Below are 11,289 nucleotides of genomic sequence, written 5' to 3'. Positions count from 1 at the left end.
GTTTGAAAGATCAGCGTACCTGCGTAACTCTTACCTTGATCGACAAATCCCCGTAAGGACCCATCTCGCAAGAGCAACGCCGTCCACGCTTCCCTTCCTTCAATGTTAAATTATCAATGAACATTCACCCGAAAGCGAACCCGTTGTTTCCAACAGTTTGAGACAAGAAATCCTGATCCTCGTGAGAGGCCAAGAAGCCATTTTGTCTCGAAAGTCTTGAGCGGCAATCCCCGTTGGCCAGTGGCCGTTGGCTCAGCGCCGCCTTCGATGGAGCGGTTTATACGCAGCCCCCTCGGAGGAGTCAACACGTATTGTCAAAAAAGAGTCATACAAGTCAGAAGACCCAAAAATATGTACAAAATCAAAAAGTTAACGTGCATTCACGTTCTCGCGCTCAGGTCGCTTATTTTGTAGCCATGCCCGCCTTTTGGGCGACCGCCGGGAAGGTCCTGCACCGCCATGGAAAGCCCTTGTTTTACAGAGCCTGTCCCTTTCCTCCTCACTCTGCGCATAGACGGCGGCTTCAGTTTTGTGGCGCCTTCACGAAGACGCCGGGCTCTGCGCTGTTAACAAAACCTGGTGCAGCACGGCCTCAAACGGATCCTTGAGGCCGAAAGCGAAAGTCACTTCTATAAAGAGAGCGACATTTTTATATAGGCAGCATCCAATCTCCAGAGCCCTCCTCTGGAGGTGCTTCGTTCTGGCGCAGCCGATAAGGCGGCGATGAGGCGTTCTGGCTCCATCTGGCGCAATCGCCCTGCGCTCCAATGAAATGGACCGGATTGCCCCAAGTGCCATGCCAGCTGGATCGTCAAGAGAAGACTGCCTCAGCATCGCCATAATTCGGCCATTGCGTTGGTCCAAGGACAGGCAAGATGTTAAAAAAACCTTGCCTGCCTCGCACTTAAGTTTGACCTTGCGCGCCGGACACGGCATTTTCCCTGGGCACGATTTCGGAAGGCGTCCGGACCCCAGGCTTCAGCCTTCGGGACCACAGCGGCTCTTCTGAAAACTTCGGCGGCAGGATCAGTCAGGGACGGGTCCCTGTCGCCCAACGGCTAAGAACTTGCTAGAAGGCCCCTATCAAGGCCACACCGGTGTACCTGCTTTTGACGTTGGCGCACCCGCAACCCGACCGGTCAACAGAGAAGACAATCAGAGTTCCATGCAGTTTTCGTCACCATCCTCCTCTTACGGACAGATCCAGTTAGGTGACGAAGCTCCGCTGATGGTGCATGACGGGCGGAATTTGCTACCCGATCGTCGCAGGGTTTCCCTGCGCTGGCTGACAGGCACGGTTCTGACCGGCCTCACCTCTGTCTTCCTGATGGGCGGCGCGTTGCTCGCAGCCTTCCAGGGCGACTATAATTTTGCCCAGGCGGCTCTGCCGGAGCGCACTCTGGCGTTCTCCGCCCGGGTCGACAATGCCAGCACCAAGGGCGACCGCATCACACGCACCACCGAGGAATTTGCCAACAAGCAGATGATCCCGGTCAATGTCGTGACCCGGGTTGGTGATCGACAGCTGGTCAAGGTACGTCCCTATGTATTGATGTCCTCCAGCCTCGCTACCCGAAAGAACCGGGACCTGGCCCAGGATATTCCCGCCTTCAACCCGCTCAATCTCTATTCCGACATTCAGAATGTGCCGGAGCGCTTTACCTCTGACGCTGTGTTTCAGGATTCCATCTACGGCGCCAAGGTCGAAGGCCAGGTCAGCATTTCCCTGCGCGCCTTCCCCACTGGCAGCACACAGATCGACGGCGACGCCACCCCGCAGGAAGCCGATGTCGAGGAAGATGTGCGCGGGTCTTCCCGTTTCCTGGCAGCCTCGGCGCTCGACGCACCCGACAGCGCCTTGATCGATCCGGCCCGCTTCGATTTCAATCTGGCGAAGCAGACCGAGTTCGCCCGACTGGACGTGCGCATCACGCCTGAAAACGTCTCCTTCGTCTCCAAGCAGGATGACGACTTCCGCTATGCCGGCCTGGAAGAGAAGATCGTACCGATTTCCTCTGCCTCCGACATTGAGGATGTGTTGCAGGACAACGACGCTTCCCCTGAGGAAGCCAAGCAGATCCATCAAGCCCTGGCCCAGGGGTATGGGTTGAACAAGCTGGAAGCCGGACATCGGCTACGGATTGCCTACGCGCCCACCATGGACGACAGCGACCGGATGCGGCCCGAGCGGATCAGCCTCTACTCCAGCACAGTGCACCAGGCGACAGTTGCCCGCTCCGACAGCGGCGCCTACATCAAGGCCAATGCCCCGACAACATTCCTCGCCGATGCATTTGCCGAGGCGGATCGCGTGTCTTACGGCGGCCCGACACCAGACCTTTACGACAGCATCTATCAAACCGCCCTGGAACAGGACATGTCGACAGACATGATCAACGAGCTGATGCAGATCTTCTCGTTCGAGGTCGATTTCAACGCCCGCGTTCAGCCCGGAGACTCACTCGAGGTCTTTTACGCCCAGGACACAGAAACCGCTCAGCCGGAAGTGCTGTATGCAGCGCTCAACACCGGCAGCAGTCGCCGTCAGTTCTACCGATTCCGGACGCCGGATGACGGAACGGTCGACTATTATGACGGCAATGGCCAGAGCGCCAAGAAATTCCTGATGCGCAAGCCGGTCTCAGAAGGCCGCTTCGTTTCCGGCTTCGGCATGCGCCGCCACCCGATCCACAAGTACTCCAAGATGCACACCGGGGTTGATTGGGCAGCATCGCGCGGCACCCCGATCATGGCGGCTGGTAATGGCACTATCGAAAAGCTTGGGTGGAGTTCCAGCTATGGCCGCAGGATTGAGCTGCAACACGCCAATGGCTACACCACGACCTACAATCACATGACCGCCTTCGCCAAGGGTTTGAGCGAAGGATCAAAGATCCGTCAGGGTCAGATCATCGGCTATGTCGGTTCCACTGGCCTCTCCACCGGGCCGCATCTGCACTACGAAGTGAAGGTCAACGACCGCTTCGTCGACCCGATGCGCATCCGCCTGCCGCGTGGCCGGGTGCTCGACGGCGACATGCTGGCAGCCTTCCGTGCCGAACAGCGCCGCGTCGATACGCTGCTCGACAAGGCCCAAAAGCCCTCCCGTCTCGCTGCAATTCAATAATCATCTGAATTTGGTTCCCAAAGCAAAAAGCCGGCCCTCAAGAGCCGGCTTTTCCAATTTCAGATGTCAGCCCTGGCCGTGAAATGCCCTCAGGCAGCAACCTCGGATGCATCGCTTGTCTCGAAGCCCAGCCGGTCACCGGCCAGCGAGACATGCACGGTCTGCCCGTCGAAAACCGTTCCGGCCAGAAGCCGTTCGGCCAGCGGATCCTGCACTTCCTTCTGGATCACCCGCTTCAATGGCCGCGCACCATAGGCCGGGTCATATCCCTTGGCCGCTAGCCAGCTCAGGGCCGCGCCGTCCATCTCCAGATTGATCTTGCGATCTTCCAGAAGCCGATGCAGACGCTGCAGCTGGATCTCGACAATATGGGACATCTGAGTCCGTTGTAGCCGATGGAACAGGACGATCTCATCCAGCCGGTTGAGGAACTCCGGCCGGAAATGCGACTTGACCTCGCCCATCACCTGATCCCGCACCCCATCGCTGTCTTCACCTTCTGCCTGAGACACCAGGTACTCGGCCCCAAGGTTAGAGGTCATGATGATCAGCGTGTTGCGGAAGTCCACAGTCCGGCCCTGACCATCGGTCAAGCGGCCATCATCGAGGACCTGCAGCAGAACGTTGAACACGTCGGAATGGGCTTTCTCGATCTCATCGAACAGCACCACCTGATACGGTCGACGCCGCACGGCTTCGGTCAGTGCGCCGCCTTCCTCGTATCCGACATAGCCCGGAGGAGCTCCGATCAGACGGGCGACCGAGTGCCGCTCCATGTACTCGGACATGTCGATACGCACCATCGCTGTCTCGTCCTCGAACAGGAAGTCCGCCAACGCCTTGGTCAACTCGGTCTTGCCGACCCCGGTTGGTCCAAGGAACATGAAGGATCCAATCGGACGGTCCGGATCCTGCAGCCCGGCACGCGCACGCCGCACTGCCGTCGAAACCGCATGAATCGCCTCTTGCTGACCAACAACACGGGCTGCAAGTTCATCTTCCATGCGCAGCAGCTTGTCGCGCTCGCCTTCCAGCATCTTGTCGACGGGGATCCCCGTCCACTTTGAGACCACCTGCGCAATGTGTGAGGACGTGACGGCCTCATCGACCATCGCCTCAATCGGTCCCTCCTGAGCCTGAGCTTCGGCTTCCGCCAGGCGACGCTCCAGATCGGGCACGACTCCATAAGCAATCTCGCCGGCCCTGGCCAGATCGCCACGGCGCTGCGCGATCTCCAGATCGATACGCGCCTGATCGAGCTGTTCCTTGATCTTCTGCTCCAGATTGAGCTTGTTCTTTTCCGCTTCCCAGCGGCGGCTCAACACCAAAGCCTGCTCTTCCAGACCGGAAAGCTCCTTTTCCAGTTTGCCGAGACGGTCCAGAGCAGCCGGATCATTTTCCTGCTTCAAAGCCTCTCTCTCGATTTTCAGCTGGATGATGCGCCGATCAAGCTCGTCGAGCTCTTCCGGCTTGCTGTCCACCTGCATGCGCAGACGACTGGCGGCTTCATCCATGAGGTCGATGGCCTTGTCGGGCAGGAACCGGTCAGTGATATAGCGATTGGAGAGGTTTGCCGCCGAAACAATGGCACTGTCGGTGATCCGCACACCATGGTGCAGCTCATACTTCTCCTTGATACCGCGCAGAATGGAGACCGTATCTTCCACCGTTGGTTCGGAGACGAAAACCGGTTGGAACCGCCGGGCGAGTGCCGCGTCCTTTTCCACATGCTTGCGATATTCGGCGAGCGTCGTCGCACCGATGCAATGCAGCTCGCCACGGGCAAGCGCCGGCTTCAGCAGATTGGACGCATCCATCGCGCCATCCGCCTTGCCCGCTCCGATCAGAGTGTGCATTTCATCAATAAACAGGATGATGCCACCAGCAGCAGCCTCGACTTCGCTGAGAACAGCCTTCAGCCGTTCCTCGAACTCACCACGATACTTTGCGCCGGCAATCAGCGATCCCATGTCGAGGGCCAGCAAGCTCTTGCTCTTCAGAGATTCCGGAACGTCGCCATTGACGATACGCAGGGCAAGCCCTTCCGCGATGGCGGTCTTGCCAACGCCCGGCTCGCCGATGAGCACCGGATTGTTCTTGGTACGGCGGGACAGAACCTGAATTGTCCGGCGGATCTCCTCGTCCCGGCCTATGACAGGATCGAGCTTTCCATCCCGGGCAACCTTGGTCAGGTCACGGGCGTATTTCTTCAAGGCGTCGTAACTGTTTTCAGCCGTGGCACTGTCAGCCGTCCGTCCCTGACGCAGGGTGTTGATGGCTTCGTTCAAGCCATTGGCTGTCACACCGCCATTGGCCAGCGCCTTGCCGGCAGCCGTTTCCTTGTCCATCGTCAGCGCCAGCAACAGGCGCTCGACGGTGACAAAACTGTCGCCGGCCTTGTCGGCAACCTTCTCGACCTGATCGAACAGGCGAGCCGTCGGCTGAGAAAGATAAAGTTGTCCATTGCCGCCGGAAATCTTCGGCAGTTTGTCGACCGCGGCAGCGATCTCGGCTTTCACCAGTTTCGCATTGCCGCCGGCCTGAGTGATCAAGCCGGAAGCCATGCCCTCCGGATCATCAAGCAGAATCTTGAGAATATGTTCCGGTGTGAACTGCTGGTGTCCCTGCCCAAGCGCATAAGTCTGCGCCGACTGGATGAAACCGCGCACCCGTTCGCTGTATTTTTCGATATTCATGACTGTTCTCCTGTCCGCCATATCACCCGAAGCATGAACGACGTTGAAGTCACCAGACCCTGTAGAAGGCGCCTGGCCGGTCCTACTCATGACCGTACTGAAGATATAAGTGCTCTCCTCGGCGACAAAAGAGGAAGAGGTAAAAATTCCTAAGTATATATGTGACGTACCACGTCGGATTTCGTAACGTCAGGTCAAGGGGTTAAAGCGATGCTCAACCTGACCAACGAAATCTATCAAGACGCAAACAAGGCCCGCGAGCATTTGGAGTCCACTCATTGGCCCAATGGTCCGGTTTACCCTCATTGCCGCAACGTTGATCAGAAGCGCATCAATAAACTGGAAGGCAAATCCACCCGCCCCGGCGTCTTCAAGTGCAACGAATGCCTTAAGCCTTTTTCTGTGACTGTCGGAACCGTCTTCGAACGCTCCAAGACCCCGCTCAACAAGTGGGTTCTGGCAACACATCTTATGGCAGCTTCCAAGAACGGCATGTCTGCCCGCCAGATCCACCGCATGATTGGCGTCTATCAGCATTGAGGCGAAGCCCATCTTCATCGCTATCTGGCGGAATTCGATTTCCGCTATATCCGTCGAACCGCCGTTAAGGTCACCGACCGTGAGCGGGCAGAAGATGCACTAAGAGGCGCAGCGGGCAAGCGCTTTATGTATAATCAAACTGGTGCGGCCAATCACGCCTAAGCAGAAAGCTAAACCGTTCCTCAGATGGCGAAAGCGGAAGGGGTGAATTGACTCCTTTCGCTCATTCCGTGTGTAATTCCTCCGTTTCTATTGGGAGGATTTGTTATGTCAAATTACTGCGTGACATTCAGGATTGCTAAAAAAGCCGTTGAAGGCAAATCGTATTCTGATCGCTATGATCAACTCGCAGATGGCATACATGATGGAAGCGCTGGGTATTGGTCAGAACCGACGTCTTTCATTCTTGTTGGCTCCAACCTCGATACGGAAAGTTTCGCTAAAAAAGCAATCAAGGGCCTTAGCAGGGAAGAGGACATGCTGTTTGTCTTTGACCCTGAAGACATGTCCGCTTGCTATTTTGGGGCAATCGAACATGAAGAGGTATTGAAATCATTCTTCCCGCGAGCAAAAAAACTTTGATGCACGTCAATCGGAACGTTCAGAAAGCGCGCAAACCACATATGAAAACTACCCCTCATTGATCACCTCATCAAAAAGCCCGGCTCACTGGCCGGGCTTATCCTTCGTCTCTTTGCCTTCTTTGGCCTTGGGTTTAGGCATTGGAGGCGTTGTTAGAGCGCGGTGAAACGCATCGTCGCGGCGCCGTTCGGTTTCAACCGGGATATCTTCGGAACCATTCATGTCAGAATCTTCAAACACCATAATAAGACAATTTGAAACAATAACAGTAAGTGAATTCATTGAGAAATTCGAGGGCAAAACGCACCCAGGGTTTGCTCTTGTTATGTCTTCACGTCTCGAAACTTCGCTCACGCAGTTAATCGAGCTATATATGCAAAAAAAGAACCGCGACTTGCGAGACAAAATTTTCAGGGGCTACGGACCACTAAGCACATTTTCATCGAAAATCGATGTCGCGTTTGCATTTGGCTTAATAAACAGTGAGGACAGATTAATCCTCGACACAGTTCGTAGCATACGTAACGCTTTCGCACACACAGATGAAGATAACTTAACTTTTGATGACGCCAAAATCATGAAGTTGATAAAAAAGTTTCCCGATGTAAATACGGTTCAAGCGGGTCAAATTGAGCCTTCCAATTCCTTACTCTATGCTCACAACATAGTTGCGTGCACCAACTCCCTTCATACTCACTACAGACAACTAATCATTCGTCTGACAGAGTTTGCGCAGACAAAGCCGTCGAAGCCTTGGCCCGGAATATTGCCGTAACTGTTTCATCTTCCGGCACTCCATTATCAGGATGATATCGATAGAGGTGATGAAGCCCAGCCTCGATCATAGCTGGCGTCGCCGCTATCTCACTTTCATGTACCAGCCTGTCACCGCCTTCCATATCGAATCACGCCACTTTTGTCACATATATAACTAGGTAAAAATTCCTAATGTTTGCTGCCTGCCTCGCCCATGCGCGTTCGCGGTGATCTCGAACGAGCATGGGCGCGACCAACAAAAAACGGCGCCCTGAGGCGCCGTAATTCAACTGCTGTAGTGATGTGGGCTGCGGCTTACTCGCCTGCGTCAACCGTCTCGGGTTCAGCCGGCTGTTCCACAACCTTGCGACGGGGAGCCCGACGCTTCGGCTTGACCGGGGCAGCTTCTTCGCCAGTAGCAGTGTCAGCTTCAGCAGCAGCAACCACAGGTGCTCCAGCTTCGGGAGCATCGTCCTCACGTTTGACGCCACGACCCCGTGTGCCCCGCACGCGACGGCGCGGCTTGGCATCGTCATCGTTCTGCACATCGTCCGGACCGGACGCACGGCCATTCAACTGACCGGATTCGTCAATGATCGGCATGCTTTCAATGAACGGCTGCGGGCTATCGGGGTCAACACTCGGCCCGCGACTTTCGCGTTCCTTGTTGCTGCGTTCACGACGCTCAGCCCGTTCCGCACGCTCGGCCCGATCCGGGCGCGCAACACGTTCAGAACGGTCCGGTCGATCGGCCCGATCAGGACGTTCGGCCCGCTCTGCGCGATCCGGGCGGTCAGCCCGCTCCGCACGATCAGGGCGGTCAGCCCGGTCAGAGCGATCTACACGTTCAGACCGTTCCGAGCGCTCTGAACGCTCGGCACGAGGCGAAGCATCCTGTGCTTCATCTTCCTGGTCATCCATATCGTCGTCGCCACGTTGTTGGCTGGCGATTGGATTCTGCGCCTGGGCACTGGCCACAATGCGCAGATAATGTTCCGCGTGCTGAAAATAGTTTTCCGACATCACACGATCGCCGGACACATGAGCGTCCCGGGCGAGCTGCTGATATTTTTCGGCGATATGAAGCGCAGTGCCACGGATTTTGACGTCCGGTCCATTGGATTCATATGATCTGGTGAGCGGATTGGGGCCTTTACGACCGCGTCCGCGCATGCGCTTGTTGCTTTGATTTCCTGGTCTCATCCTGCCGTTTTCTCTTAAGGAACGGCGACCAGCACGATGGCCGGCCAAACATCGGATTTCTATAAAACCGATACGAAATAGCTACCGAAACCGACCAGATAGGCCAGCGGCCGTCACGATGCGACAGAAGTCACGAAAACGCTTAAGGCAAAACCTTGAAATACGCCCCGTACCAACGCGATTGTCTGCGACAGTCCAATGATCCGGATGCTCGGTTTCACGGTGTAGACAATACACAAAGTGTTTGGTGCCGAGTATGGCTCAAACTGGATTGTACATGCCCCATGATACCGGCTCTGCCTTGCAGAGCGCTGATCGCAATTTCCGGTCTCGGCGAAGTGAACCTAACCGGTTCAGTGGGCTTTTCCAAGCGCTTTTTCGCAACAAGATTAAAACCGGCAACATTATTGCCGCAGAGCCACAATAACCCGGTCCTGACCCGCAAGATCTTGAACGATTTCAATATCCTTGAAATCACTTTTCTGCAGCAGTTTCACCACCGAATCCGCCTGATCATAGCCGATTTCAAGAGCGATTCGCCCCCCTTTTGGTAAAATCACCGCAGCCCTGGCCGCCAGGGCACGATACGCCGCAAGCCCGTCAGCCCCTCCGTCAAGCGCCCGATTCGGGTCGTGCAAGCGGACTTCCCCCTCCAGACCGGCGACCACCGAAGTCGCGATGTAGGGCGGATTGCTGATGATCCAATCAATCTGCGGGCCGACGGCATCAAGGTAATCGCCCTGCACCGGCCAAAATCGCTCCGCAACGCCGTGACGAGCGGCATTGGCACAAGCCTGCTGAAGTGCCTGCGAACTGATGTCGACAGCCAGGCAGTGTGCGCCCTTCACCTCGTGCAACAAGGCAATGGCAATTGCCCCGCTGCCCGTCCCGACATCCGCCAGCACTGGTGCGGCATTTGCCGGCAGATGGCGCAAGACGGCCTCGACCAGGGTTTCCGTGTCCGGCCGCGGCTCCAGTGTCGCGTCGTTCAGCTGAAACTCCAGGCCCCAGAATTCGCGTTTTCCCAAAATGCGCCCGACGGGCTTGCCATCAAGCCGCTGCGCCGCGAAGCCTGCGACAACCGCAAGCTCAGCATCGCTTAGCCGGTTCTCCAGATGCAGCGGCAGCTGAGACGGTTCGATGCCGGCAACCTCGCCCACCAGAATTCGCGCGTCCAGCTCGGGAGTTGCAACACCTGCCTCGCGCAAGCTGGCACGAAGGCGCTGATAGACAGCGCCAACCGATCGAGCCGGATCGTCAGCCACGCCTCAGGACTCCTCGGAGGCAAGAAGGTTTGTCTGATGATCCACGATCAGTGCCTCAACGACCTCTCCCAGGCTTTCACCGGCAATGATTTGCTCCAGCTTATAGAGCGTCAGGCCGATCCGATGGTCCGTCACCCGCCCCTGCGGGAAATTGTAAGTGCGGATACGCTCCGAGCGATCCCCCGACCCGACCTGAAGACGCCGGGCTTCCGTCCGTTCACCGGCGGCCTTTTCGCGCTCCGCATCATAGATCCGGGCCCGCAACAGCTGCATCGCCCGCGCCTTGTTCTTGTGCTGCGATCGCTCATCCTGCACCGCCACCACCACGCCGGTCGGCATGTGGGTGATACGCACAGCCGAATCCGTCGTATTGACGTGCTGTCCACCCGCGCCGGAAGCCCGGAAGGTATCGATCCTCAGATCGCTCTCCTGGATGTCCACATCGACATCCTCGGCCTGAGGCAACACGGCGACCGTGGCCGCAGACGTGTGGATCCGGCCACCAGATTCCGTCGCCGGAACGCGCTGCACCCGGTGGACACCACTTTCAAATTTCATCCGGGCAAACACATTCTCCCCGGACACGGAAGCAATGACTTCCTTGTAGCCGCCCATCTCGCCTTCACTGGCCGATAGAATTTCGACCTTCCAGCCGTTGATCTCGGCAAAGCGCTGATACATGCGAAACAGATCACCGGCAAAAAGTGCGGCCTCATCCCCACCGGTCCCCGCACGCACTTCCAGAATGGCGTCGTTCTTGTCCGCTTCGTCCTTCGGCAACAGCCCCAGACGCACCACCTGGGCAAGCTCTTCGACGGTCTCGCGCAGCTCGCTGCGCTCCATCTCGGCCAACTCCCGCATCTCCTTGTCGGTTTCCGGATCAGCCAGCAAGGCTTCCGCGTCGGCCAATTCGCTTTCGGCCTTCGTCAGGGCGCGGATCTTCGTCACCAGAGATTCCAACCCGGCATATTCTCGCGAGAGCTTCACATAGGCGTCGGGTTCGACCCCGGCTGCCATCTGGTGTTCCAGTTCAGCAAAGCGGTCGAGCAGTGTGTCGAGCTTGTGTCGCGCCAACATGAGCGCATGTCTCCTTGAGTTTCCGGGCGGGATGCCCGGAGCC

7 protein-coding genes and 2 pseudogenes are annotated in these 11,289 nt (G+C 57.0%); 4 read left to right on the top strand and 5 right to left on the bottom strand.

The window, feature by feature from the left end; all coding sequences use genetic code 11:
* The first annotated feature begins 1,165 nt into the window (after positions 1–1,165).
* Positions 1,166–3,127 (top strand): M23 family metallopeptidase, encoded by a 1,962-nt coding sequence (locus J0X15_RS19950; protein WP_206944740.1) that lies wholly within the window; start codon positions 1,166–1,168, stop codon positions 3,125–3,127.
* 89 nt (positions 3,128–3,216) lie between these two features.
* Here J0X15_RS19950 and clpB read toward each other — a convergent pair whose 3' ends face one another.
* The gene (clpB, locus tag J0X15_RS19945) at positions 3,217–5,823 is read right to left on the bottom strand and encodes an ATP-dependent chaperone ClpB (protein ID WP_206944738.1); all 2,607 of its coding nucleotides are present in this window, start codon (positions 5,821–5,823) and stop codon (positions 3,217–3,219) included.
* Between the two features lie 210 nt (positions 5,824–6,033).
* Between clpB and J0X15_RS20440 the strand changes: the two are divergent.
* The 3 genes and pseudogenes from J0X15_RS20440 to J0X15_RS19935 all read left to right on the top strand — a co-directional run.
* Positions 6,034–6,351, top strand: a pseudogene (locus J0X15_RS20440) (transposase); the annotation flags it as partial.
* Positions 6,340–6,525: pseudogene (locus J0X15_RS20455) on the top strand (IS1595 family transposase); the annotation flags it as partial. The pseudogenes J0X15_RS20440 and J0X15_RS20455, both read left to right, overlap by 12 nt.
* A gap of 105 nt (positions 6,526–6,630) precedes the next feature.
* Positions 6,631–6,945 (top strand): hypothetical protein, encoded by a 315-nt coding sequence (locus J0X15_RS19935; RefSeq protein WP_206944736.1) that lies wholly within the window; start codon positions 6,631–6,633, stop codon positions 6,943–6,945.
* 84 nt (positions 6,946–7,029) lie between these two features.
* On the opposite strand, the gene J0X15_RS19930 is transcribed toward J0X15_RS19935, so the two are convergent.
* From J0X15_RS19930 to prfA, 4 genes are all read right to left on the bottom strand, one after another.
* Complete coding sequence (locus tag J0X15_RS19930) at positions 7,030–7,227, bottom strand: hypothetical protein (RefSeq protein WP_206944743.1); 198 nt, start codon at positions 7,225–7,227, stop codon at positions 7,030–7,032.
* A gap of 789 nt (positions 7,228–8,016) precedes the next feature.
* Positions 8,017–8,904 (bottom strand): DUF4167 domain-containing protein, encoded by an 888-nt coding sequence (locus J0X15_RS19920; protein ID WP_209015488.1) that lies wholly within the window; start codon positions 8,902–8,904, stop codon positions 8,017–8,019.
* A 404-nt stretch (positions 8,905–9,308) separates the two neighbouring features.
* Positions 9,309–10,169: a peptide chain release factor N(5)-glutamine methyltransferase gene (gene prmC / locus J0X15_RS19915; protein WP_206944731.1), complete on the bottom strand. Its 861-nt coding sequence runs from the start codon at positions 10,167–10,169 to the stop codon at positions 9,309–9,311.
* Between the two features lie 3 nt (positions 10,170–10,172).
* Positions 10,173–11,246 (bottom strand): peptide chain release factor 1, encoded by a 1,074-nt coding sequence (gene prfA / locus J0X15_RS19910; RefSeq protein WP_206944729.1) that lies wholly within the window; start codon positions 11,244–11,246, stop codon positions 10,173–10,175.
* Positions 11,247–11,289 lie beyond the last annotated feature (43 nt).

Origin of the sequence: Roseibium limicola (assembly GCF_017313085.1) — a bacterium.
Lineage (GTDB): Bacteria > Pseudomonadota > Alphaproteobacteria > Rhizobiales > Stappiaceae > Roseibium > Roseibium limicola.
The sequence above is the reverse complement of the archived record's forward strand: the minus strand, read 5'-3'. Positions and strand labels throughout refer to the sequence as shown.

Coding starts and splice junctions, on each gene's coding strand:
- J0X15_RS19950 (WP_206944740.1), top strand. CDS start 1,166: ATGCAGTTTTCGTCACCATCCTCCTCTTACGGACAGATCCAGTTAGGT.
- clpB (WP_206944738.1), bottom strand. CDS start 5,823: ATGAATATCGAAAAATACAGCGAACGGGTGCGCGGTTTCATCCAGTCG.
- J0X15_RS19935 (WP_206944736.1), top strand. CDS start 6,631: ATGTCAAATTACTGCGTGACATTCAGGATTGCTAAAAAAGCCGTTGAA.
- J0X15_RS19930 (WP_206944743.1), bottom strand. CDS start 7,227: ATGAATTCACTTACTGTTATTGTTTCAAATTGTCTTATTATGGTGTTT.
- J0X15_RS19920 (WP_209015488.1), bottom strand. CDS start 8,904: ATGAGACCAGGAAATCAAAGCAACAAGCGCATGCGCGGACGCGGTCGT.
- prfA (WP_206944729.1), bottom strand. CDS start 11,246: ATGTTGGCGCGACACAAGCTCGACACACTGCTCGACCGCTTTGCTGAA.